This window comes from Streptomyces macrosporus (assembly GCF_039533145.1).
Classification (GTDB): Bacteria; Actinomycetota; Actinomycetes; order Streptomycetales; family Streptomycetaceae; genus Streptomyces; species Streptomyces macrosporus.
This window is the reverse complement of record NZ_BAAASZ010000027.1, coordinates 117,049-140,727: the sequence shown is the minus strand read 5'-3', so window position 1 is coordinate 140,727 and position 23,679 is coordinate 117,049. Positions and strand designations below refer to the sequence as shown.

Annotated in this window: 22 protein-coding genes; 17 read left to right on the top strand and 5 right to left on the bottom strand. The window is 74.0% G+C overall.

The window, feature by feature from the left end:
* A partial coding sequence (locus ABD335_RS19785; protein ID WP_344325115.1) for a DUF5691 domain-containing protein occupies nt 1–1,498 on the top strand: 1,498 nt, incomplete at its 5' end.
* Here ABD335_RS19785 and icmB read toward each other — a convergent pair.
* Nucleotides 1,468–1,884 (bottom strand): coenzyme B12-dependent isobutyryl CoA mutase small subunit, encoded by a 417-nt coding sequence (gene icmB, locus ABD335_RS19780; protein WP_344325113.1) that lies wholly within the window; start codon nt 1,882–1,884, stop codon nt 1,468–1,470. The genes ABD335_RS19785 and icmB overlap by 31 nt on opposite strands.
* Nucleotides 1,885–2,313: 429 nt before the next feature.
* Here icmB and ABD335_RS19775 point away from each other — a divergent pair, with 429 nt between their 5' ends.
* Nucleotides 2,314–3,207: an esterase/lipase family protein gene (locus ABD335_RS19775; RefSeq protein WP_425583682.1), complete on the top strand. Its 894-nt coding sequence runs from the start codon at nt 2,314–2,316 to the stop codon at nt 3,205–3,207.
* Between the two features lie 206 nt (nt 3,208–3,413).
* Nucleotides 3,414–4,904 (top strand): M23 family metallopeptidase, encoded by a 1,491-nt coding sequence (locus tag ABD335_RS19770; protein ID WP_344325107.1) that lies wholly within the window; start codon nt 3,414–3,416, stop codon nt 4,902–4,904.
* Between the two features lie 111 nt (nt 4,905–5,015).
* Here the strand turns inward: ABD335_RS19770 and pcrA are convergent, their stop codons facing one another.
* Nucleotides 5,016–7,499 (bottom strand): DNA helicase PcrA, encoded by a 2,484-nt coding sequence (gene pcrA, locus ABD335_RS19765; RefSeq protein WP_344325104.1) that lies wholly within the window; start codon nt 7,497–7,499, stop codon nt 5,016–5,018.
* 61 nt (nt 7,500–7,560) lie between these two features.
* On the opposite strand from pcrA, the gene ABD335_RS19760 reads away from it, so the two are divergent.
* Complete coding sequence (locus ABD335_RS19760) at nt 7,561–8,160, top strand: DUF1707 SHOCT-like domain-containing protein (RefSeq protein ID WP_344325101.1); 600 nt, start codon at nt 7,561–7,563, stop codon at nt 8,158–8,160.
* Between the two features lie 312 nt (nt 8,161–8,472).
* On the opposite strand, the gene ABD335_RS19755 is transcribed toward ABD335_RS19760, so the two are convergent.
* Nucleotides 8,473–8,826, bottom strand: coding sequence for a hypothetical protein (locus ABD335_RS19755; RefSeq protein WP_344325098.1), 354 nt, complete (start codon nt 8,824–8,826; stop codon nt 8,473–8,475).
* 116 nt (nt 8,827–8,942) lie between these two features.
* On the opposite strand from ABD335_RS19755, the gene ABD335_RS19750 reads away from it, so the two are divergent.
* From ABD335_RS19750 to ABD335_RS19735, 4 genes are all read left to right on the top strand, one after another.
* The gene (locus ABD335_RS19750) at nt 8,943–9,191 is read left to right on the top strand and encodes a helix-turn-helix transcriptional regulator (RefSeq protein WP_344325095.1); all 249 of its coding nucleotides are present in this window, start codon (nt 8,943–8,945) and stop codon (nt 9,189–9,191) included.
* On the top strand, nt 9,188–9,694 hold the full coding sequence (locus ABD335_RS19745) for a hypothetical protein (protein ID WP_344325092.1): 507 nt from the start codon (nt 9,188–9,190) through the stop codon (nt 9,692–9,694). The genes ABD335_RS19750 and ABD335_RS19745 overlap by 4 nt, the downstream gene beginning before the upstream one ends.
* A 206-nt stretch (nt 9,695–9,900) precedes the next feature.
* Nucleotides 9,901–11,238: a hypothetical protein gene (locus ABD335_RS19740; RefSeq protein ID WP_425583681.1), complete on the top strand. Its 1,338-nt coding sequence runs from the start codon at nt 9,901–9,903 to the stop codon at nt 11,236–11,238.
* A 140-nt stretch (nt 11,239–11,378) separates the two neighbouring features.
* On the top strand, nt 11,379–11,936 hold the full coding sequence (locus ABD335_RS19735; RefSeq protein WP_344325086.1) for a DoxX family protein: 558 nt from the start codon (nt 11,379–11,381) through the stop codon (nt 11,934–11,936).
* Nucleotides 11,937–12,085: 149 nt separating this feature from the next.
* Here ABD335_RS19735 and ABD335_RS19730 read toward each other — a convergent pair whose 3' ends face one another.
* Nucleotides 12,086–12,916, bottom strand: a complete 831-nt coding sequence (locus tag ABD335_RS19730; protein WP_344325083.1) for a pectate lyase — start codon at nt 12,914–12,916, stop codon at nt 12,086–12,088.
* A 210-nt stretch (nt 12,917–13,126) separates the two neighbouring features.
* Between ABD335_RS19730 and ABD335_RS19725 the strand changes: the two genes are divergently transcribed.
* From ABD335_RS19725 to ABD335_RS19695, 7 genes are all read left to right on the top strand, one after another.
* Complete coding sequence (locus ABD335_RS19725) at nt 13,127–13,651, top strand: SigE family RNA polymerase sigma factor (protein WP_344325688.1); 525 nt, start codon at nt 13,127–13,129, stop codon at nt 13,649–13,651.
* Nucleotides 13,651–14,382 carry a hypothetical protein gene (locus ABD335_RS19720; RefSeq protein ID WP_344325079.1) on the top strand — a complete coding sequence of 244 codons (732 nt, stop codon included), beginning with the start codon at nt 13,651–13,653 and terminating at the stop codon, nt 14,380–14,382. Before ABD335_RS19725 ends, ABD335_RS19720 begins: the two co-directional genes overlap by 1 nt.
* A gap of 80 nt (nt 14,383–14,462) precedes the next feature.
* Nucleotides 14,463–15,167, top strand: a complete 705-nt coding sequence (locus tag ABD335_RS19715; protein WP_344325076.1) for a TetR/AcrR family transcriptional regulator — start codon at nt 14,463–14,465, stop codon at nt 15,165–15,167.
* 329 nt (nt 15,168–15,496) lie between these two features.
* Nucleotides 15,497–16,870: an MFS transporter gene (locus tag ABD335_RS19710; RefSeq protein ID WP_344325073.1), complete on the top strand. Its 1,374-nt coding sequence runs from the start codon at nt 15,497–15,499 to the stop codon at nt 16,868–16,870.
* 82 nt (nt 16,871–16,952) lie between these two features.
* A complete protein-coding gene (aroQ, locus tag ABD335_RS19705; protein ID WP_344325070.1) occupies nt 16,953–17,450 on the top strand; it encodes a type II 3-dehydroquinate dehydratase in 498 nt (165 codons plus the stop codon).
* 2 nt (nt 17,451–17,452) lie between these two features.
* Nucleotides 17,453–18,316 carry a shikimate dehydrogenase gene (locus tag ABD335_RS19700; protein ID WP_425583680.1) on the top strand — a complete coding sequence of 288 codons (864 nt, stop codon included), beginning with the start codon at nt 17,453–17,455 and terminating at the stop codon, nt 18,314–18,316.
* 11 nt (nt 18,317–18,327) lie between these two features.
* Nucleotides 18,328–20,130 (top strand): bifunctional sugar phosphate isomerase/epimerase/4-hydroxyphenylpyruvate dioxygenase family protein, encoded by a 1,803-nt coding sequence (locus tag ABD335_RS19695; protein WP_344325064.1) that lies wholly within the window; start codon nt 18,328–18,330, stop codon nt 20,128–20,130.
* A gap of 100 nt (nt 20,131–20,230) precedes the next feature.
* Here ABD335_RS19695 and ABD335_RS19690 read toward each other — a convergent pair whose 3' ends face one another.
* On the bottom strand, nt 20,231–21,580 hold the full coding sequence (locus ABD335_RS19690; protein WP_344325061.1) for a PspC domain-containing protein: 1,350 nt from the start codon (nt 21,578–21,580) through the stop codon (nt 20,231–20,233).
* Between the two features lie 131 nt (nt 21,581–21,711).
* On the opposite strand from ABD335_RS19690, the gene ABD335_RS19685 reads away from it, so the two are divergent.
* A complete protein-coding gene (locus tag ABD335_RS19685) occupies nt 21,712–22,971 on the top strand; it encodes a PspC domain-containing protein (RefSeq protein ID WP_344325058.1) in 1,260 nt (419 codons plus the stop codon).
* Nucleotides 22,968–23,642 (top strand): LuxR C-terminal-related transcriptional regulator, encoded by a 675-nt coding sequence (locus ABD335_RS19680; RefSeq protein ID WP_344325055.1) that lies wholly within the window; start codon nt 22,968–22,970, stop codon nt 23,640–23,642. Before ABD335_RS19685 ends, ABD335_RS19680 begins: the two co-directional genes overlap by 4 nt.
* Nucleotides 23,643–23,679: the final 37 nt, after the last annotated feature.

Genomic DNA, 23,679 nt, shown 5'->3' with positions numbered 1-23,679 from the left:
CGCGGCGCCGCGGCCGGAGCCCGCCGCGGAGGACCCGCGCCCGCCCCTGCCGCCGGCGGCGGCCCGCCGGCTGGCGCTGCTGCTCACCGACCGTCCCGGCGCGGGCGGTGGGCGTCGGGGCACCACGCCCGACCTCGCCGAGCTGCTTCCCCAGTGGCTGGCCGCCGCCAACGCCCACGGCTACCGCGCCCCGGCCGAGCAGCTGCCGGCCCTGCTGGACGCGGCCCGCGCCCGCACCGACCTGCGCGCGGGCGCCCTGCGGCTGGGCGGGCCCCGGGCGCTGTGGCTGGCCCGGCTCAACCCGGACTGGAAGTTCGCCCTGCGGGGCCGGACGGGGCACGGCGGCGAGCCGCCCACGGGCGCGGCGGACGGCGCGGTTCCCGACGAGGCCGCCGTCCGGCGGCTGTGGGAGGAGGGCCTGTTCGCCGAGCGGTCCGCGCTGCTGGTGTCGCTGCGGCGCCGCGACCCGGCGGCGGCCCGCGAGCTGCTGGCGGGCACCTGGTCGACGGAGCGGGCCGAGGACCGGCTGATGTTCCTCGACTCGCTGCGCGAGGGCCTGTCGGCGGACGACGAGGCGTTCCTGGAGCAGGCGCTGACCGACCGCAGTCGCACGGTGCGGGCCACCGCGGCCGAGCTGCTGTCGGCGCTGCCCGGCTCCGCGCTCGCGGCGCGGATGGCGGTCCGGGCCCGTGCCTGCGTCGCCCTGGACCGCACCAGCCGGTCCGGCCGGTTGGTGGTGGAGGCGCCGTACGAGTGCGACGCGGGCATGCAGCGCGACGGTGTGGTGCCCAAGCCGCCCGCCGGCCGCGGCGAGCGGTCGTGGTGGCTGACCCAGGTGGTGGAGGCCGCGCCGCTCGACGGCTGGTCGGAGCATCTGGGGGGCCGTACGCCCGCCCGGATCGTGGCCCTTCCGGTGGCCGACGACTGGGCTCCCGACCTGCACGCCGCCTGGGCGCGGGCGGCCGTGCGCCAGCGGAACGCGGTGTGGGCGCGGGCCCTGCTGGGCAAGCCGTCCGCTCCGATGACGGCGGCCCCCGGCGATCCGGCGAAGCTGCTGGCCGTGCTGCCCCCGGAGGAACGGGCGGAGTGGGCGGCGGAGTTCATCGCGGCCCACGGTCTGTCCGAGGCGTTCCGGGTGTTGGGGGTGTGCACGGTCCCCTGGGCCGAGCCCCTGGGGCGCGCGGTGGTGGACGCGCTGGAGATCGCCCGGGACGCGGGCAGCTATCCGTGGAGCTTCAGCGGGGTGATGGGCCTGGCCGAGCGCTGCCTGGACCCGGCCCAGGCCGACCGTCTCGCCCCGCTGGCCGCCGTGCCGGACGAGCCGGAGGACGGCTCACCGGGTGCGGGCGGCTACTGGGCGGAGGCGTTCCAGCGGCTGGTGGCCACGCTCCGCCTCCGCGCCACGATGCTCGCGGAACTCGATCCGGGGCGGGACGACCCGGGGCGGGGCGGTGTTCCGCCCGTGCCTCAGGCCGCCACCGAACCCGAACCGATGTGAGAGCGCACCCACGCGACCACGTCGCCGGTCGGGGCCCCCGGGGTGAAGATCTCGGCGACTCCCTGCGCCTTGAGCGCGGGGATGTCGTCGTCGGGGATGATGCCGCCGCCGAAGACCTTGATGTCCTCCGCGTCGCGCTCGCGCAGCAGCTCCAGCACCTTGGCGAAGAGCGTGTTGTGCGCGCCGGAGAGGATGGACAGGCCGATCGCGTCGGCGTCCTCCTGGATCGCGGTGTCCACGATCTGCTCGGGCGTCTGGTGCAGGCCGGTGTAGATGACCTCCATACCGGCATCGCGCAGCGCCCGCGCGATCACCTTCGCACCGCGGTCGTGGCCGTCGAGCCCCGGCTTGGCGATCACTACGCGGATCGGACCCGACACACCCATCACTGCCTCCCAAAACGCCTGCGACCCGGTCCGCCCGTCCGGCCTTCCCGGCGGGCGACTGTCAGTGAACGCACGTTATCGTCAGCATCCCCCGCCCGGCAGTTTCGCAGTACGGAGCGAGGGGGAAATCACACACAGGGCAATTGTGTCCGTTCCCGTCGGGTCCGCTCCATCGAGCGTCACGTCCAGGCATCGCGACGCGCCCGGCGCGTGTCCCGGCCCATCGAGGAGCCGCAACCGAATCGCCGCACCACGGTGCCGTCAGCCGCACGGCACGGTGGTGCGGTACGCCCCGGCACGTCCCGTTCTCTCCGGTCACCCGCCGTGGCCGGAGCGATCGGTGCGCGGCTCGCATCATGGCCGCCCACGAGGGCACACGGACTGATATGTCCACTGTGCGCCGCTAATCGCCAGGGGAGGTCGTCGGCCATGAGGGTAACGAGGATGCTGCCCTTCGCATCCGGCGCCTTTCCCGGTGCCCTGCCGCTGTCGCTGATCCCCTTCGCCCCGCGCGGACTGCGGGCCGCCGTCCTGGAGGCCGCGTTCCTGGCCGGGCGCACCCTCCTCTACCCCGTCGGCATCTCGCAGGAGCGGTACACGCCCGCGCCCGTGACGCGGGAGAGGGAGGGGACGGACTGCCGGAAGCCGTCGGACGGCGGCGGGCGGAGGCGGCAGGAGCGCCCGCCCGTCCTGCTGCTGCACGGCTTCATCGACAACCGCTCGGTGTTCACCCTGCTGCGCCGCTCCCTGGCGCGCAACGGCTGGCGGAACATCCACGCGCTGAACTACTCCCCGCTGACCTGCGACATCCGCCGCGCCGCCGAACGGCTGGCGGAGTGCGTCGACGAGATCCGCGAGGCCACCGGCCGGCACCGCATCGACATCGTCGGGCACAGCCTGGGCGGTCTGATCGCCCGCTACTACGTCCAGCGCATGGGGGGCGACACCCGCGTCCGCACCCTGGTGACCCTCGGCACCCCGCACTCCGGCACCCGGGTGGCGCCGCTGATGTCGGCGCATCCGATCGTGCGTCAACTCCGTCCGGGGTCGGAGGTGATCGAGGAGTTGGCCGCTCCCGCGCCGGGCTGCCGCACCCGCTTCGTGGCCTTCTGGAGCGACCTGGACCAGCTCATGGACCCGGCCGAGACCGCCCGGATCGACCATCCGGACCTCGACGCCTGCAACATCCGGGTCCACGGCCTCGGACATCTGGCGCTCCCCGGGCACTGGGAGGTGGCCGCCGCCATCCGGGCCGAACTGGCCGCCGGGACGCGCCCGGCCCGGACGGCGCGGACGGACGGGGACTCGGCCGGAGCCGCCTGACGGACGGCGGCCGACACCGGCGACGGCCTACGGTCGAACGACTTTCGAACATCGGGTCGAGTACCGGCCCGTAGTCCTCCGAAAGACGACCGAATGCCCGTTTCTGCCTTGCCCGAAACCTGCCGAAGATTGTCGCCGTCGCGTACCGCCGGGTACAGTCGCCGCACTGCTCCGCCCCTGTCGCCGAGGCGAAAGAGAAGTTGGTGGTGAACGACCGTCATCTGTCGGGAGTCTCGACCCCCGCCGATCCCACTGCCGACTCCTCGTACGGTCCCTACGGCTCCCCCTACGAGCAGGCCCTCTACGAGACCCACGGTCAGCAGGACACCGCGTACGGATACGTCACCGGCACCTTCGACCCCTACGGAACCGCCTACGGTGACGCCGATCCCCTCTTCGGGCCGTTGCCGGGCGACGCGCCGGCGGCCTCCCCCGCGCAGGCCGCACCGGGGATGTCCCCGGACGGGTCCTGGGGGAGCGACACCGGGCAGAACCCCGTCGTCCACGACGGCTACGCCGCCGCCTGGGCCCACGTCCCGGACCGGTCCACGGCCTCCCCGGACGAGAACGACCACGGCGGCGCGGGCGCCTACGGCACGGACCCCTACGCCGGCGGCCAGTGGGACACGGACACCGGCCAGACCCCCGCCTACGGCCTCCAGGTCTCCTGGGACTCCGGGGCCTACCCCGTGGCGGAGCCCGAGGCGCACCTCGAGCACTCCGACCACCCCGAGCCCGCCTCCGCCTACGGAGCGCCCGACGTCCCGGACGTGTCCGACGTCCCGTCCGACGTCCCGGACGTGCCCGACGCCGCCGACGCGTACGCCGACGCGTACGCCCCGGAGCACGCCGACGGCCCCGAGCCCGCCTCCTCGGAGTGGTCCGACGAGCCGGAGGACCGGCGGTCGACCGGGTCCCCGGAGAGCTCGCGTCCCGGACCGTCCGCGCGCCCGGGCGGCTCTCGCCGCCGCCGCTCCGCCCGGCCGAAGCGTTCCGCGCTGCTCACCGTCGCCGTGCCGTCCGTCTGCGTCATGGGCGTCACGGCCGTGGCCGCCGCCTCCGTCGGCGGCGTGGGCGACGAGAGCGACAACACCACCACCCAGGCCGCCGCCGACGCCTCGGCCATCAAGTCCACCGCGGCCAACAGCAAGCTCGACACCCAGCTCGCCGGTCTCTCCAGCGAGGCCGAGGGCTTCGCCGACCGCGCCAGCCGCACCCAGGAGCGCATCGACCTCAAGGAGCGCCAGGAGGCCGAGCGCAAGCGGAAGGCGGCCGAGGCGGCGCGCAAGGAGGCGATGCGCCCCAAGTTCGCGCTGCCGGTGTCCCAGCCCGGGCTCAGCGCCTACTACGGACAGGCGGGCATCAACTGGATGTCCCTGCACTCGGGCATCGACTTCCCCGTCTCCTACGGCACCCCCGTCATGGCCGCGACCGACGGCACGGTCCGCACCCAGTGGAACAGCGCCTACGGCAACATGGCCATCGTGACCGCGCCCGACGGCACCGAGACCTGGTACTGCCACCTGAGCAGCACCCGGATCCGCACGGGCTCCGTCAAGGCCGGCGACGTCATCGCCTACTCGGGCAACTCCGGGAACTCCACCGGCCCGCACCTGCACTTCGAGGTCCGGCCCGGCGGCGGGTCGGCCATCGACCCGCTGGCCTGGCTCCGCTCCAAGGGCCTGGACCCCACCTGATCCCCACCTGATCCGCGCCCGAGCCGACCGGTCGGGCTCCGCGGGCACCGCGAGGAGACCACGGAACGAGGTCCGGACCTTCGGGTTCCGGACCTCGTCGCCGTCGGTGCCTCAGATCTTCTCCACCGGCGCGTACCGCAGCAGCAGCCGCTTCGGCTTCTCGTCGCCGAAGTCGATCGTCGCCTCGGCGCTGTCCCCGCTGCCCTTCACGGCCAGGACCCTGCCGAGTCCGAAGGTGTCGTGCGTGACGCGGTCCCCGACCTCCAGGGACACGACGGGACGGTCCTTCGCCCGGCGGGTGGCGAAGCCGCTCGGCCCGCCGCGCCGCGACGACGACAGGGACGACGACAGCGACGACGACAGAGAGGCGGCCGTCGCCGACGCGGCGCCGCCGGCCGCGGCACCGGCCGTCCCTCCCGTGCGCCGCCACCGCACGTACTGCTCCGGGATCTCCTCCAGGAAGCGGGAGGGCGGGTTGTAGGAGGGCTGGCCCCAGGCGCTGCGCATCGACGCGCGGGTGAGGTAGAGCCGCTCGCGCGCCCGGGTGATGCCGACGTACGCCAGCCGCCGCTCCTCCTCCAGCTCCTTGGTGTTGCCCAGGGTCCGCAGGTGCGGGAAGACGCCGTCCTCCATCCCGGTCAGGAAGACGACCGGGAACTCCAGGCCCTTGGCCGTGTGCAGCGTCATCAGCGTGACGACGCCCGCGCCCTCGGTGTCCTCGTCGGGGATCTGGTCGGAGTCGGCGACGAGGGCGACCTGCTCCAGGAACTCGGCGAGCGTGCCCGGGTTCTCCCCGCGCTCCTGCTCGAACTCCAGCGCCACGGCGGCCAGTTCCTGGAGGTTCTCCACGCGGGTCTCGTCCTGCGGGTCGTTGGAAGCCTGCAACTCGGCGAGGTAGCCGGTGCGTTCGAGGACGGCCTCCAGGACGGTGGCCGGTCCGGCGCCGGACTCCACGACCGTCCGCAGGTCCTCCAGCAGCGCGTTGAAGCGCTTGACGGCGTTCACCGAGCGGGCCGCCATGCCGTACGCCTCGTCGACCCGGCGCAGCGCCTGCGGGAAGGTGATCTTCTCGCGCAGCGCCAACGCCTCGATCATCGCCTCGGCCCGCTCGCCGATGCCGCGCTTGGGCACGTTGAGGATGCGGCGCAGCGGCACGGAGTCCTCGGGGTTGGCCAGCACCCGCAGGTACGCCAGGACGTCGCGGACCTCCTTGCGCTCGTAGAAGCGCACGCCACCCACGACCCGGTACGGCAGCCCGACGCGGATGAAGACCTCCTCGAAGACGCGGGACTGCGCGTTGGTGCGGTAGAAGACCGCGACGTCGCCCGCCTTCGCCGTCCCCTCGTCCGTCAGCCGGTCGATCTCCTCGGCGACGAACTGCGCCTCGTCGTGCTCGGTGTCGGCGACGTAGCCGGTGATGGGGGCGCCGGCCCCGGCGTCGGTCCACAGGTTCTTCGGGCGGCGGTTCTCGTTCCGCTCGATGACGGCGTTGGCGGCGGAGAGGATGGTCTGCGTGGAGCGGTAGTTCTGCTCCAGCAGGACGGTGGTGGCGTCCGGGTAGTCCTCCTCGAACTGGAGGATGTTGCGGATGGTGGCGCCGCGGAACGCGTAGATCGACTGGTCGGCGTCGCCCACCACGCACAGCTCGGCGCGCCCGTCGCCGGCCGCGCCCCCGGCCTCCCCGTCCACTCCGACCAGTTCCCTGATCAGGGTGTACTGCGCGTGGTTGGTGTCCTGGTACTCGTCGACCAGGACGTGGCGGAAGCGGCGGCGGTAGTGCTCGGCGACGTCCGGGAACGCCTGGAGCAGGTGGACCGTCGTCATGATGAGGTCGTCGAAGTCCAGGGCGTTGGCCTCGCGCAGCCGCGCCTGGTACATCGCGTACGCCTCGGCGAGGGTCTTCTCGAACCCGTCGCTCGCCTGCGCCGCGAAGTCCTCCTCGTCGATCAGCTCGTTCTTCAGGTTGGAGATCTTGGCGCTGAACGACTTGGGCGGGAAGCGCTTGGGGTCGAGTTCCAGGTCGCGGCAGACGAGCGCCATCAGGCGCCGGGAGTCGGCGGCGTCGTAGATGGAGAAGCTGGAGGTGAAGCCGAGCTTCTTGCTCTCGCGGCGCAGGATGCGCACGCACGCGCTGTGGAAGGTCGAGACCCACATCGACTGCGCGCGGGGGCCGACCAGCTCCGCCACGCGCTCCTTCATCTCGCCCGCGGCCTTGTTGGTGAAGGTGATCGCGAGGATCTGCCCGGGGTGCACGCCGCGCGCGCCCAGCAGGTAGGCGATGCGGTGGGTGAGCACCCGGGTCTTGCCGGACCCGGCGCCCGCGACGATCAGCAGGGGCGAGCCGGTGTGCACCACCGCCGCGCGCTGCTGCTCGTTCAGGCCCTCCAGCAGCGTCGCGGGGTCGACGACGGGCCGTGCCGCGCCGTCCCGGTAGTGGGCGTCGTGTGCCCCACCGCCGGCGAAGGCGCCCGCGAAGAGGTCGTCCGGGACGTCTTCCTCCGGGTACGCGGACCGGTCGTCCGGCGGAGGCGGCGGCTCCTCGTCCCCGGAGGGTTCGAGGTCGGCCAGGAAACTGTCGTCGAAGAGGCTGCTCATCGTCGTACGAGTCTAGGCCGCCCGGTCCCCCGAGGGGCGGCCCGCTCATAGGATGACCGCCATGACCGATGCCCCCGCCCCCCGCCCCCGCCCCGGTTCCGAGCTGCGAGCCGGTCACGCCGACCGCGACGCGGTGGTCGAGCGGCTGCGCGAGGCGGCCGGCGACGGCCGGATCGACCTGGAGGAGCTGGAGGAGCGGATCGAGAAGGCCCTCACCGCCAAGACGTACGGCGAGCTGGCGGCCCTGACCGCGGACCTGCCCGCCCCGGACGCGCCGGCCCCGTCGGCGGGGCCGGAGGAGACGCTCGTCCTCAAGACGATCGCCGGGCACATCCGGCAGGACGGCCACTGGGTGGTGCCGCCGCGGATCGTCGCCAGGAGCGGCATGGGGCACATCAGGCTCGACTTCACGCAGGCCGAGTGCCGGCACCGCGAGGTGTGGCTGGAGGTCGACGCGGGGGTGGGCGAGATCAGGGTCGTCGTGCCGCGGGGCTGGTCGGTGCGGACCCACGACCTGAGCGTCGGGTTCGGCACCGTGCGGAACCGGGCCTCCGCCCCGCCCGCGCCCGGTATGCCGGTGCTGCGGATCACCGGCAGCTCCAAGGCGGGGACGGTCGTGGTGCGCCACCCCTTCCGCCGGCCCGGCCGCTCCCGCGACTGACCCGGCCGGCGCCCGGGCCCCGGCGGCGGCCGCGGTGGTCGCCGGCTTCCCGACGTGACGCGTCCGAACCGGTTGACAACGGACCGATGACGAAGCCCGTAGGACGACCTTCCGCCCGCCACGCGCCCGAGCCGGGCGCTCGGGTGCGCTACGAGTCCGTCGACCACATGCCGTTCCCCAGCGCGGTCCGCCCGGCCTGATCCACGGCGGCCGGGCGGAGAGGGCGGGTGGAGGGTGTGGGCGGCGGGAGTGCGGACGGGCGCCGGGCCGGCGCCCGCACCCGTCCGGGACGACCGGGACCGACGACCGGGATCAGGTCCACATGGTCGCGATGAAGATGTTGGCGATGGTCAGCAGGCCGACGGTGCCGAAGAGCGGGGCGGGGACCCTCTCCTCGTCCCGCTTGACGTAGACCAGGCCGAGGATCACCACCAGGACGGCCAGCTTCACACCTATCTTGATGTGGTTGACCGTCTGGCCGTCGGCCTCGTTCAACCCGACCAGGGCCACACCCGTCACGAGCATGGTGAGGGCGCCGTGCAGCATGGCCGGGTGGATGCGGGCCTCGCCGGCGCCCATCGCCTTCATCTGGGTCATGAAGCCGCCGAGCAGGGCGCCGATGCCGACGATGTGCAGGCCGACGAAGAAATGGGTGAGTACCTCCATGGGACGCGAGCGTAGTCGGGCACGCGTCCGGCCCCGGTGGGCAGGGGTCCGTCTCCTTCCTCCCTCTTCCCCTCGTCTTGTTGTCCACATGCTCTGAGATGTAGTACTTCTTATACATGAGCGAGCAGGTGCACAACAGGTTGTCCGTGGTGCGTGCGGAGCGGAAGGTCTCCCGTCGACAACTGGCGGAGGCGGTCGGCGCCCACTACCAGACCATCGGCTACATCGAGCGCGGCGAGTACAACCCGAGCCTGTACCTGGCCTTGCGGATCGCCGCCTTCTTCGACCTGCCGGTGGAGGCGCTGTTCTCGCTGGAGCCGTTCAGCCCGCTCACCGACGAGGTCTACGGGAGGAAGCGAGCATGAAGGACACGACGCGCTACGACCAGCGCATGCTGAGGCTGATGAACGACCCGCGCCACCAGGGCGTCCACGCCACCCGGGCGCGGCGCCGCGGTCTCGTCGCCGTCCACGTCGCCCTGACGGCCGCCTGGCTGACGGCCCTGCTGTCCCTGTCCGACCACGGTCTGCCCGCGCTCGCCGTGCTGGCCGTGGTGACCGCGGCGTGGTGCGTGGTCACCGGAATGCTCAACCTCGCCACCCGAGGACTGCTGGAACTGCGCGCCCGAGTGCTGGACGAGCGGCAGCTCGCCGAGCGCGGGCGGGCCTTCGTCCTCGCGCACCGGACCTTCCTCGCGCTCCAACTCGCCGCGCTGCTCTGGGTGTTCCTCGCCCATGGCGACGGAGACGGACAGGTCTCCGTCCGGACCCTGACCGGGACGGTCGTCGTCCTGCTGGCGACGCACTGGCTGCTGCCCCTGTGGTCCGCCGCCCTGCTCACGCGGGACGCCCCGGCCGAGGACGACTGACGCGGGCCCGCGCCCTCCCGCGGGACGGCCGTCGCGGTTCACTCGTCCGGGTAACGGACACGCGGCGGCACCCGCCGCACCACCACCGGGGATCGGTTCCCACCGGTCGGAACCGCCGCCCGGACCCCCTCCCCGTAGGGCACAATTCCCTCCCACTGCCGGTGTGTTGGCGGCTCGGGGAGAGCCGGGGAGAGGTGGGTCGATCGGTGGCCGGGGACACGGCACGGGACGGTACGGCGGGAACGCCGCCGGCGGGCGGTCCCGCGGGGCCGGCCGGAGCGCCGCGGGAGGCCGCGGCGACCGGGCACGGCGGAGGGTGCGCCTGCGCCGGCTGCCCGCACGGCGTGAAGGAGAACCGGCGCCGCGCGCTCGCCGAGTTCCGGCGGCGGCGCGACGAACTCGCGGCGGGCGACGGCGTGCCCGCCGCGCTCGCCCACTCCCCCGGCGCGTCCCGCCAGTGGGTCTCCGACGAACTGGCCCAGGCGGCGCGCGTCCTCGCCGAGCGCACCCGCGCCGAGGGCGACCTCTGGGTGGGCGGGCTGTGGCGGCCCACCGTCGTCGCCGTCTGGGGCGCGGTCGTCGTGCTGCTGATCGGCCAGGCGCTCACCGCGGCGTTCGGCGCGGGCTGGACGGTCGCGCGGACGGCCGGGCTGCTCGCCGCGCTGATCGCCGCCTGTCTGCTGAGCGCGGCGGCCCGGACGCACCGAGCGCGCGGCGGCGTGTCGGCGCCGATCGTCGGCGAGGACAACCGGCTGTCCACCTCCCGTACGGTCGCCGCCGCCTGGGTGCTGCTGGTCTGCTACGCCGTGCTGGTGCTCGCCCTGGAGTCGGCACTGGCCTCCGACGCGGACGCCCGGCGCCGGCTGCTCGCGGGCCTGGACCTCCAGCGCGGCGCCGGGCTGCTGACCGTCCTCGCCCTCACCTGCGCGGTGGCCGTCGTCGTACGGCGGACCGTGGCGCTGCGGGTGCGGGCGCAGCGGCTGCAGAAGGTGCGCGCCGACCGGCCGCGCGCCGCCGACCTGCTCACCGACGACAGCGGCCGCGGCGCCTTCGCGGACGTGCAGTACGTGCTGGTGAGCTCGGTCGCGCTGGTCTTCGCGGCGGTGCGGCTGGGCCGCCGCCCCGACCAACTGCCGGACCTGCCGTGGGGGTTGACGCTGCTGGTGGTGGTCTCGGCCCTGACGTACCTGGCCGGGAAGTACGCCGAGGGCGGCCGTCCCGTCATCCTGTCGATCGTCCGCTCCCGCGAGGTCGGCGACCTGGACGCGCCGATCCGCACCGGCGACGACATCGAGATCCGCGGTTCCGGCTTCGTGCCGCCGGGCGCGGAGGAACCGGACCGGCTGGCGCGGACGACGGTCCGCATGGGAGCCGTCCACGTCCACGTGCCGCTGGTCCCGGTCCCCGGCGGGTTCGCCAACCCGACCGACACCGTGCTCACCGTCCCCGTGCCGGTGGACGTCGAGCCCGGCCGGGTCGAGGTGCAGGTGATCACCGCGGCGGGCGTCGAGACCAACCGCTACTCCATCGACGTCCTGGACTGACCGCCGGCTGAACGCTCCCCGCCTCCTCCTCGTACTGCGTTCACAGGGACGTTCACAGGGACGTTCACAGGGACACCGGGCGGAGGAACGGGAAGAATCCCGCTCCGAGACCGGGCACGCGCGGAAAGAGGTGGGGACGGATGGCTCCGGAACATCGTGCGAGGGACCGCGGACCGTCGTGGGCCGGGACCGCGGAGCCGGACGGTCCGCCCGACGGCCCGCGCGAGAGGGCCGCGCGCCACGCGCTGCTGCCGCTGCGGCTGTTCCTCGGCGTCACCTTCCTCTACGCCGGGATCGACAAGCTCACCACCGAGGGCTTCATCGCCGCCGAGGGGCCGGGTTCCCTCGGCGAGTTGCTCGGCAGCATCCAGGGGGCCGCCGCGCCGTGGCTGATCGACCTGGCGTCGAGCGACCCCGTGGTCTTCGGCTACGCCGTCTCGCTGGGCGAGGCGGCCGTCGGCCTGGGCGCCCTGGTCGGACTGTGGACGCGCCTGGCGGCGCTCGGCGGGGCGCTGATCTCGCTCTCCCTCTGGCTGACGATCAGTTGGAACGTCGGGCCGTACTACTACAGCCAGGACCTGGCCTATCTGATGGCCTGGACCCCGCTGCTCCTGGCGGGGGCGCCGACGTTCTCGCTGGACGCGTCCGCGGCGGCCCGGCGCCGCCGCGGCGACGGGTTCTCCGACTTCTCCGACTAGCCCCGACCGGGGCTCCGGTCGACGAGGCCGGGCCTCCGGTGGGGGATCCGGAGGCCCGGCGGGATCGGGTGCGGGGGACACCCGTCGCCGACGCCCGGGGACGCCGACGACGACTCGACTCGTGCGTCACTCGTGGGTCGACCGGTGGGTCACTTGTAGGTGATGTCGGACTCGGAGTAGAGGCAGTGCTTGCCGTCCGGGCCGCTGCCGACCTTGGTCGGCTCCTTGCCGCTGCTGTTGCCCTTGTAGGTCTCGCACGGCGTGATCCTCTTCTTGGGGTCGCCGACGATCGTGACCTTCCGCAGCGTGGCGGTGTCGCCGTAGTTGCCGTTGACGCCGACCAGGGACTTGCCCGGCGCGGTGACCGTCACGCCCTCGACGACGACGTGACGCGTGTACTGCTTCGAGCAGTTGCCGCAGGCGCGCACCAGCTTGCCGAAGTCGGACACGTCGAAGTTCGAGACCTTCAGGGTGCCCGCGCCGTTGAACTGGAAGACCTTGTCGTCGGCCTTGCGGGCGCCGCCGCCGGTGACGGTGTACGTCGCGGAGGAGGAGGTGCCCTTGAAGGTGGCGGCGTCCTCGCCGACGTCCTCCCACCACACGTTCTGCAGGGTGCAACTGCCCGCGCAGTGCACGCCGTCGGCGGCGGGGGCGCCGAGGACGACGTTCTTCAGGACGGCGCCGTCCTCGAGCTTGAAGATCGGGTCCTGGCCCTCGTCCTGGCCGTCGCCGCCCAGTTCGCCGCTGCCGTGGAACCGCTTCATGCCGCCGTCGTAGGTGCCCGAGACCTCGATGGTGGAGGAGACGGCCTCGGTCCCCTTGGCGGTGGGCCACGTGACGGCCGCGCCCGCCGACGACGTCAGCACGGCGCCGGTGGCGACCGTCGCCCCCGTCACGGCGGTGGCGACCAGCGCGCCGATGGCGCGCCGGCGGGTCGACCGCCTCCGGTGGCTGCCGCGCTGATGGGTTCTCAATTTCATGGACGGTCTCGTCTTTCGTGGGGGTGTACGTGCGCCCCTTGGTTGCCGCCGCCGCGCGGAAGGTTGCCGCCGGTCGGGGAATTCCTCGCGGAATTCCTGGCGCCGCGGGTCCTCGGGGCGTCGTCCGACCGCTTACGCAACAACGTTGCGCAAGCGGTTACCATGCCCATCGCCCTCGTCGGGCACGCGCACTTCACACGGAGGCTCGCCATGGTCCTGGACGACGCGTCCGCCGAGTTCCACGAGTTCTTCGAGCGCCACCACACCGAACTCGCCCGGCTCGCCCACCTGTTGACGGGCGAGACGGACGCCGCCGACGACCTGGCCGCCGACGCCCTGGTGGAGATCTGGCACCGCTGGGACCGGGTGCGCGGCGCCGACCATCCGGTCGCCTACGCCCGCGGCGTCGTCGCCAACATGGCCCGCGCCCGCATCCGCAGCACGGTGCGCGAGAGACGCCGCCTCGACCTGTTCCGGCTCCACCGGCCCGACCGGGTCCACGACCCGGACGTCGCGGCCGTCGTGGACGTCCGGGCGGCCCTGGCCCGTCTGCCCTTCCGCAAGCGCGCCTGCGTCGTGCTGCGCTACGCCTTCGACCTGTCCGAGAAGGACACGGCGCTCGCCCTGGGCGTGTCGGTGGGTACGGTCAAGAGTCAGACCTCCAAGGGCGTGGCGGAGCTGCGTCGATTGCTGGGCACACGGGCCGCCGACGAACTGACGGGGAGGAGGCGCTGATGGACGACCGCCTGCACGGACTGCTGCGGGAGGCCGCCGAGGCCCACCGGCCGGACGGCGCACGGATGTACGCGCGGGTGCGGCACGGCATGGCCGCCGGGGCGGAGCGAGGCCGCGGTCGCCCGTGGGCGTCCGGCCTGTCCCGGTCCCGGCCCCGGATCGCCCTCGCCGCGCTCGTGGCGACCGCGCTGCTCCTCGCCGGCGTCCACACCGTCACCTCCCTGGTGCGGGAGGGCGGACCGGCCGAGGAGGTGGCCACCGCCCCGCTCCCTCCGCCGCCGGACCCGTCCGCGGACGCGCCGGGCGGCGGCCCGTCCACCGGCGGGGAGCGCGTGGCGAGCGGGCCGCTGTGGGCCGAGGGCTCCGTCGACCCCCACAGCCACGACTACTGGGCGCAGAGCAACCTCACCCTCGGCACCCGCGAGACCCTCACCGCGCTCACCGTCGAGGTGCGGATCGCCCGGACCGGCGGGGTGCGGAGCACCGGCCACTGGAGGACCCTGCCCGCGTCCCACTTCACCGTCGCCACGCGCGAGACGGACGACGCGCTGGTCTACCGCTGGACCCTGAAGGAGGGGCGGACCGTCCCGCCCGGGGAGCACGTCTTCGCGGTCCAGTACGACCACGCGGCCGGCGCGCGCGACGTCGGACGCGACGCCTACACCGCGACCGGCACGGCGGCGGACGGCGAGCACACGGTCCGCGGTTCCTTCCGGGGCTCGTCCGGGTGAGCTCCGGCGGGGCGGGGCCGCGAGGGGGCCGGGGAGGGGGTTCTAGACTGCCGACGTCAGCCCCGCACCGAGGAGTCCCCATGCCTTCCGTCCCCTCGCCGGCCGGATCCGCCCGGCGGCAGCGCGACGCGGCGCGCACCCGGGCCGACATCCTCGACGTGGCGACGGCGGAGTTCGCGCGGCTGGGGTACACGGGGGCGCGGATCGACGAGATCGCGGCGCGCACCCGCACCACCAAGCGGATGATCTATTACTACTTCGGCAGCAAGGAACGGCTCTTCACCGAGGTGCTGGAGCGGGCCTACGCGGTCATCCGGGAGCAGGAGCAGCGGCTGGACGTGGGGCACCTGGACCCGGTGTCCGCCATCCGGCGCCTGGCCGAGCTGACCTTCGACCACCACGAGGCGCACCCGGACTTCATCCGGCTGGTCAGCATCGAGAACATCCACGAGGCGGAGCACATCCGCGCCTCCGCCGCGCTGGCCGAGCTGAGCTCCCCGGCGATCGAGGTCATCGGCCGCATCCTGGACGAGGGCCGGGCCCAGGGGGTCTTCACCGCGGACGTGGACGCCGTGGACCTCCACGCGCTGATCAGCTCGTTCTGCTTCTTCCGGGTGGCGAACCGGCACACCTTCGGCGCGCTGTTCGGGCGCGACCTCACCGCCGAGGACCGGCGGGAGGAGTACCGCACCATGCTGGGCGACATGGTGATCGCCTATCTGACCGGGAAGGGCGCCGGACGGGACGCCGGTAGGACCGCCGGGCAGGACGCCGGGCGGGGCTGAGCCCCGGCGGGACGCGCGGACGGCGCCGGGCGCCCCGTCCGCCGTCACGCGTCCGTCACCGGTCCGTCGCGCCGCGACGTCGCCCGAGACACCGCCCGAGACGCCGTCCGAGACGTCGCGCCGCGAAGTCGTCCGAGGAGTTTCCTCCGGATCTCTTGACACACACCCGTGGCCGTTTCACGATCCTTCCACGCTAATTAACCATCTGGTTCGTTACCAGCGGACGGCGATCCCGTCCCGATGGCGCCCCTTGCCCCTACGTACCCTTTCCCCGTCCGTCCGGCGTGCCCCCGCACATCCGCCGGCGGGCCCCGTCCCCAAGGAGCCGCATGTCCGCTCGGCCGCCCCAGCCTCCGACGCACCCACCCGCCTCCGGGGGGAAGCCCCGCAAGGCCGCCATCGCCGCCTGGGCGGGGAGCGCGCTGGAGTACTACGACTTCTTCATCTACGGATCGGCCGCCGCGCTGGTCTTCCCCCACGTCTTCTTCTCCCCGGACGACCCGGCCACCGCCACGCTGATCTCGCTGGCCAGCTTCGGCGTGGCCTACGCCGCCCGCCCGCTGGGCGCCCTGGTCCTCGGGCACTTCGGCGACCGCCTGGGCCGGCGGAAGATCATGGTCTTCACCCTGATCCTGATGGGGCTCTCCACGTTCCTGATCGGCTGTCTGCCCACCTACGCGCAGGTGGGCACGGCGGCCCCGGTGCTGCTGGTGCTGATGCGCGTCCTGCAGGGCCTGTCGGCGGCCGGCGAGCAGGCGAGCGCCAACTCCATGACCCTGGAGCACGCGCCCGAGCACCGGCGGGGCTACTACACGAGCTTCACCCTCAGCGGCACGCAGGCCGGCCAGATCCTCGCCACGCTGGTCTTCATCCCGGTCGCCGCCCTGCCCGAGGAGCAGCTCCACACCTGGGGCTGGCGCATCCCGTTCCTCCTCAGCTTCTTCGTCACCGTGGTGGGCCTGGTGCTCCGGCGCAAGCTGGACGAGACGCCCGTGTTCGAGCGGACCTCGGCCACCGAGGGCGTGGCCCGGCTGCCCCTGGCCGACCTGCTGCGGCACCACTGGGCCGACGTGCTGCGGGTGGTGGCCGCGGCCCTCATCGCCACGGTCTCCACGATCTTCACGGTGTGGGCGCTGTCCTACGCCACCAGCGACGCCGTGGGGCTGAGCAAGACGGCCATGCTGTGGTCCGGCGTCGCGGCCAACGTGGTGGCGCTCGGGGCCATCCCGCTGTGGGCGCGGCTGTCGGACCGGATCGGCCGCAAACCCGTCTTCCTGATCGGCAGCCTCGGGTCCGGTGTGATGGTCTTCGTCTACCTCTGGGCCGTCTCCACCGGCAGCGCCGCCCTCGTCCTCGTGACCGGCATCCTCTTCTTCGGCGTCGTCTACAGCGCGGCCAACGGCATCTGGCCCGCGTTCTACGGGGAGATGTTCGGCACCCGGGTCCGCCTCTCCGGCATGGCCGTCGGCACCCAGATCGGCTTCGCGGTGGCGGGCTTCGCCGTCTCCTTCGCCGAGCGGATCGCCGGGCCGGACGGCGAGAACTGGCTCGGCGTCGCCGTCTTCACCGCGGTCTTCTGCCTCGTCGCCTCCGCGGCGGCGCTGACCGCGAAGGAGACCTTCCGGACCCCGACCGTCGACCTCGGCGCCGAGCGGACCGACCGGGCCCCCGCCGAACGGCCGGTCCCGACCACCGTCGGCTGACCCCTCCCCTTCGGTGGAGGTGCCCTCCGGGGCACCTCCACCCTGGTTAACTAACCAGTTCGTACGTTAATCTGGCGCCACCATGACACCTCCCCGCCCCGCACCGCCCCGCCCCGTGCTGGTCCTCAACGGGCCGAACCTCGACCTGCTCGGCACCCGCGAGCCCCACCTCTACGGCCCCCACACCCTCGCCGACGTCGAGCGCCTCTGCCGCACCACCGCCCACACCCTGGGACTCGCGGCCGACGTGCGCCAGTCCAACCACGAGGGCGTCCTGATCGACGCGGTGCACGAGGCCCGTACGGCGCACCGCGGCATCGTGATCAACCCGGCGGCGTACTCCCACACCTCGATCGCCCTGCGGGACGCCCTCGCGGCGGTCGGACTCCCCGTCGTCGAGGTCCACCTCACCAACATCCACCGGCGCGAGCCCTTCCGGCACCACTCCCACGTCTCCGCGGTCGCCGACGCGGTGGTGTGCGGCGCCGGGGTCCACGGATACGTCCTCGCGCTGACCCACCTCGCCCACCTGCTCGACGCAGACGGACACGCAGACGGACACGGAGACGGAGACCGGTGACCATGACCTCCTACCTCACGGGCCTGATCGGCGCCGGCATCGGCCCCTCCCTCAGCCCCGCGCTCCACGAGCGCGAGGCCGACCGCCACGGACTGCGCCTGCTCTACCGCACCCTGGACATCGACGTGCTGGGCGTCGCCCCCGCCGCGGTGGGCGAGCTGGTCCGGGCCGCCAGGACGCTCGGATTCGACGGCCTCAACATCACCCACCCCTGCAAGCAGCTCGTGATCGAGCACCTGGACGAGCTCGCGCCCGAGGCCGCCACCCTGGGCGCCGTCAACACCGTCGTCTTCCGCGACGGCCGGGCGATCGGCCACAACACCGACGTCACCGGCTTCGCCCAGTCCTTCGCCCGCGGCCTGCCCGGCGCGGCCACCGGCTCCGTCGTCCAGCTCGGCGCCGGCGGGGCCGGGGCCGCCGTGGCCCACGCCCTGCTCACCCTGGGCACCGACCGGCTCACCGTCGTCGACACCGACCCCTCCCGCGCCGGCGCCCTCGCCGACTCCCTCACCGCCCACTTCGGGACCGGTCGCGCCGCCGCCGCGCCCCCGCGCGACCTGCCCGCCCTGCTGCCGGACGCCGACGGGCTGGTGCACGCCACCCCCACCGGCATGGCCGCCCACCCCGGCCTCCCCCTGCCCGCCTCCCTCCTGGGCCCGCACCTGTGGGTGGCCGAGGTCGTCTACCGCCCCCTGGAGACGGAGCTGCTGCGCGCCGCCGACGCCGCGGGCTGCCGCACCCTGGACGGGGGAGGGATGGCCGTCTTCCAGGCCGTCGACGCCTTCCGCCTGTTCACCGGCCGCGAGCCCCACGTGGAGGACATGCTCCGCGACTTCGCCGACCTCGCCGCCGCCCCCGTCCGCTGAGGAGCACCCCCATGCGCAAGTCCATCGCCACGGTCTGCCTCAGCGGCTCCCTCTCGGAGAAGATCGACGCCGCCGCGGCGGCCGGCTTCGACGGCCTGGAGATCTTCGAGCCCGACCTGACCGGCAGCCCCCTGAGCCCCGAGGAGATCCGCGACCGCGTCGCCGAACTGGGCCTGACCATCGACCTGTTCCAGCCCTTCCGCGACGTCGAGACCGTCTCCCCCCGAGCGTTCGAGGACACCCTGCGCCGCGCCGAGCACAAGTTCGCGCTGATGCGGCGCCTGGGCGTCGACCTGATGCTGGTGTGCTCCAGCGTCTCCCCCGACGCCCCCGAGGACGACGCCGTCACCGCCGACCAGCTCCGCCGGCTCGCCGAACGCGCCCAGGACCACGGCGTCCGCATCGCCTACGAGGCGCTCGCCTGGGGACGCCGCGTCCACACCTACGACCACGCCTGGCGCGTGGTGGAGCGGGCGGACCACCCCGCCCTCGGCACCTGCCTGGACAGCTTCCACATCTTCTCGCGCGGCTCCGACCCCGCCGGCATCGAGCGGATTCCGGGCGAGAAGATCTTCTTCCTCCAGCTCGCCGACGCCCCCGCGCTGGGGATGGACGTCCTCCAGTGGAGCCGCCACTACCGGTGCTTCCCCGGCCAGGGGAGCTTCGACGTCGCCGCCCTGGTGCGCCACGCCGTCCGCGCCGGCTACACCGGTCCGCTCTCCCTGGAGGTGTTCAACGACGTCTTCCGCCAGGCCGACGCCGCGCGCACCGCCGTCGACGCCATGCGCTCGCTGATCGCCCTGGAGGAGGACGCCGGTCTCGCCGTCCTCCCCACTCCCCCGGCCCCCACCGGCTTCGCCTTCGCCGAGCTGTCCGCCCACGACACCGGGCCCCTGCGCGCCCTGCTCGGCGCGCTGGGCTTCGCCCGCACCGGCCGCCACGCGCACAAGCCCGTGGAGCTGTGGGAGCAGGGGGACGCCCGCGTCCTGCTCAACACCTCCGGCGCCGACCGCCGGGAGGGCCCCGCCCTCGCCGCGATCGGCCTGGAGACGCCCGACCCGGCCGCGTCCGTGCGGCGCGCCGAGGCCCTGGCCTCGCCCGTCCTGCCGCGCCGGCGGGCCGCCGACGACGTGCCCCTGGACGCCGTGGCCGCCCCCGACGGCACCGCGCTGTTCTTCTGCCGCACCGGCCACGACGACCATCCGGACTGGCGGACCGACTTCCGTCCCCTCACCGCGCCCGCCCCCGCCGCGTCGCCGACCGGGGTGACCGGGATCGACCACATCGCGCTCACCCAGCCCTGGCACCACTTCGACGAGGCGTCCCTCTTCTACCGGAGCGTGCTCGGCCTGGAGACCGACCCGAGCCTCGACGTGCCCGACCCCTACGGCCTGTTCCGCAGCCGGGCCGTCCACCGCCCCGGATCCGGACTGCGCCTCGCCCTCAACGTCGCCCCCGCGCCGGGCGACCTGGAGGAGCGCCCCCAGCACATCGCCCTGGCCACGGACGACATCGTCGCCACCGTGCGCGCCGCCCGGAACGCCGGGGCGGCCCTGCTGCCCATCCCCGCCAACTACCACGACGACCTCGCGTCCCGCCACGCGCTCGACCCCGAACTCCTCGCCACGCTCCGCGAGTCGGGCATCCTCTACGACCGCGACGAGGCGGGCGAGTTCTTCCACTGCTACACGGCGACCGTCGGCCGGGTGTTCTTCGAGATCGTCCAGCGCACCGGCGGGTACGGCGGGTACGGCGCCCCCAACGCCCCCGTCCGCCTCGCCGCCCAGCGCACCGCGTCGGGCCTCCACCCCTGACCGCCGGCGCACGCCCCTCGGGGCGTGCGCCGGGCGAGGTGCGTGACGTGCGCCGGGGCGATGCCCGGCGGCAGTCGGGCCGGCTCGGAGGCGCGGCGCCTCAGCGTCCCTCCCCCGGGTGCCGCACGACCGTGGCCTGCCCCACGCCGACGTGCAGCCGCAGTTCCAGGGTGCCGTCGGGGGCGCCGCCGCCCGCCGGGGGCAGGGTCCGCCGGTCGCTCAGGCCGATGCCGCCGCCGTGCCCCGTGCTCCGCTCCGCGCCGGTGCCGGGCCGCTGGTGGAGCTGGTAGCCGCCGACCCCCACCTCGACGGCCACCTCGACCTCGACGTCGTCGGGCACGACGACCCGCGCCTCGCCGGCGCCCACGTCCACGGTCGTGCGGACGGTGCGTCCCTCCTCGAACTCCACCTCGGACAGGTCGAGCGTGGCCGAGCCGGTGCCCACGTCGTACCGCCTGTCGATCCCGTCGACCGCGGCCGGGCGCCAGTGGGCGTCGGCCCACTCGGTGGTGATGTCCCTCGGCAGCGCCAGGGCGCCGGCCAGCAGCGCACCGGTGCACACGATCGCGGTGACCGTGCCGCCGCCCACCCGTCCGTGGAAGACGCCGACGGCCGTGCCCAGCCCGAAGACGCCCAGCGCGCAGCCGAGGCCGACGGCCAGCGCGGGGCCCAGCGGCTGCGTGGGCCAGGCCACGGCCGTGCCGACCACGGCGGCGACCGTCGCGAGGAGGAAGACCAGGCCGCCGATGGAGGTCCGCCCGCGCGGCGCGGCGGACGGCCGGGCCCCCGGCCCGTCCTCCCGCCCCGCCCCCCGGGGGGCGGGGGCGGACGACATGTCCTCCGGCCCCCACAGGTAGCCGGTGTCGTACGGCCTGCCGTCCTGCCCGTCCTTGGTCAGCGGCTCGCGCCACCACGACGGCCCGGCCGGGGCGGGCGGGGCCTTCGTCTCGGGGGGCGCGTCGGCGACGACCTGGGCCGTCACCGGGTCCACCGGCCTGCCCTCGGCCTCGCCGGCCGTCGCGCGGCGCCGCTGCCGCGACCAGTGGGCGGCACCGACCAGGGCCCCGACGAGCATCAGGGAGAACGTCTGCGTGCCGCCGTTGTCGCGCCCGAGCGAGGTGAGGAAGAGTCCGCAGCCGACGAGCGCGCACAGCACGGCGCTCAGCCCGGTGCCCTCCACCCGGCCCGACAGCAGCCGCCGCCCCTCGTTCTCGTCCTCGCCCTCCAGCGGGACGAGCAGCCAGGCGAAGCCGTAGAGGAACAGGCCGAGGCCGCCGACGACCGACAGCACGACCAGCGGCACCCGGAAGATCACCGGGTCGAGGTCGTAGTGGCGGCCCAGACCGCCGCACACCCCGGCGACGACCTTGTGCCGGCGGCTGCGGACGAGCCGTGCTCCGACCTCCGGCTCCTGCGCGGACTCGCCGACGGGCGGCTGGGCGTCTCTCATGGGGTCCATGGTGACGCGCCGGTGACCCGGCGGACATCGGGGGGCGACCCGGAGGCGTCCCTGAGTTCTCGGGGGCGGATCAGGGGCCGTCCCTGATGTTCCCGGCGGTGCGTCCGTGTGACGATCGGAGCATGACCACCGCCGCTCCTCCCCCTGCCGTCGAGTCCCCGCCGTTGCGAAGGCTCTACCGCAGCGCCGAGGGGCGGCTGCTCGGCGGTGTCGCGCGCGGACTGGCCGGGCATCTGGGGGTGCCCGTCTCCTGGGTGCGGATCGCCTTCATCGCCCTGTTCATGGCCAACGGCCTGGGCAGCCTGCTGTACGCCGCCTTCTGGTTCGTGGTGCCGCTGGGCACGAGCGGGGTGGAGGCCACCGCCAAGACCGGTCCCGAGGGGAGGCGGCGGAGCGTCGGCAGACCCGACAAGGGCCAGGTCCTCGCCCTGCTGGCCCTGTGCGGGGCGGTGGTGGTGCTCGGCGTCAACCTCCAGTTCGGCGCGGCCAACGCCTATGTGTGGCCCCTGCTCGTCGCCGGCGTCGGCGTCGTCGTCGTCTGGCGGCAGGCGGACGACTCCCGCCGCGCCCGCTGGGCGGAGATCAGCCGCCGCAGGCGGCTGCTGCCCATCGCGCGCAGCGCGGCAGGGGCGCTGCTGGTCGGCCTGGGGATCACCGGTTTCGCCGTCACCCAGGGCCTGGGGCCGCACCTGGGCACGGTCCTCCAGGCGTCGCTGGCCGTCCTGGTCGGCATCGCGCTGCTGGCCGGCCCGTACCTGGTCCGCCTGGTGCAGGACCTGTCGGAGGAGCGGCTGATGCGCATCCGCGCCCAGGAGCGCGCCGAGGTGGCCGCGCACGTCCACGACTCCGTCCTCCACACCCTCACCCTGATCCAGCGCAACGCCGACAACCCGCGCGAGGTGGCCCGCCTCGCCCGCGCCCAGGAGCGCGAGCTGCGGGCCTGGCTCTACAGGCCGACGGGCACGGGCAAGGACGAGGAGGAGGAGCCGGACACCCTGGCCGAGGCCGTGCGGAAGGCGGCGGCCGAGGTGGAGGACCACCACGGGGTGCCGGTGGAGGTGGTGTGCGTCGGCGACTGCCCGCTGGACGAGAGACTGGGAGCGCAGCTCCAGGCCGCGCGGGAGGCGATGGTCAACGCCGCCAAGTACGGTGGCGAGGGCGGCCCGGTGCAGGTCTTCGCGGAGGTCGAGGGCCGTACGGTCTTCGTCTCCGTACGGGACCACGGCCCCGGCTTCGACCTGGACTCGGTGCCCGCCGACCGGATGGGCGTGAGGGAGTCCATCATCGGCCGGATGCGGCGCAACGGGGGCACGGCCGTCCTGCGCGCCGCGCCGGACGGCGGCACGGTGGTGGAGTTGGAGACGGAGAGGGCGGAAGCATGAGCGACGAACAACGCCGGGCCCGGGTGGTCCTGGTCGACGACCACCGGATGTTCCGCACGGGCGTCCAGGCGGAGATCGGGAACACCGCGGAGACCGGGGTCGAGGTCGTCGGCGAGGCCGCCGACGTGGACCAGGCGGTCTCCGTCATCGCGGCCACCCGGCCCGACGTCGTCCTGCTGGACGTCCACCTGCCCGGCGGCGGCGGGGTGGAGGTGCTGCGGCGCAGCGCCGCGCTGATGTCCGACCCCGAGCACCCGGTGCGCTTCCTGGCCCTGTCCGTCTCGGACGCGGCCGAGGACGTCATCGGCGTCATCCGCGGCGGCGCCCGCGGCTACGTCACCAAGACGATCACCGGCGCCGACCTGATCGACGCGGTCTTCCGCGTCGCCGAGGGCGACGCGGTGTTCTCCCCCCGCCTGGCGGGCTTCGTCCTGGACGCCTTCGCCTCCACCGACGCCCCGCCGGTGGACGAGGACCTGGACCGCCTCACCCAGCGCGAGCGCGAGGTGCTGCGCCTGATCGCGCGCGGCTACGCCTACAAGGAGATCGCCAAGCAGCTGTTCATCTCGGTGAAGACGGTCGAGAGCCACGTCTCGGCGGTGCTGCGCAAGCTCCAGCTCTCCAACCGCCACGAGCTCACCCGCTGGGCGACCGCGCGCCGCCTGGTGTGACGCGCGGTCGTGCCCGCCGTTCCGTCCGCCGCACCGG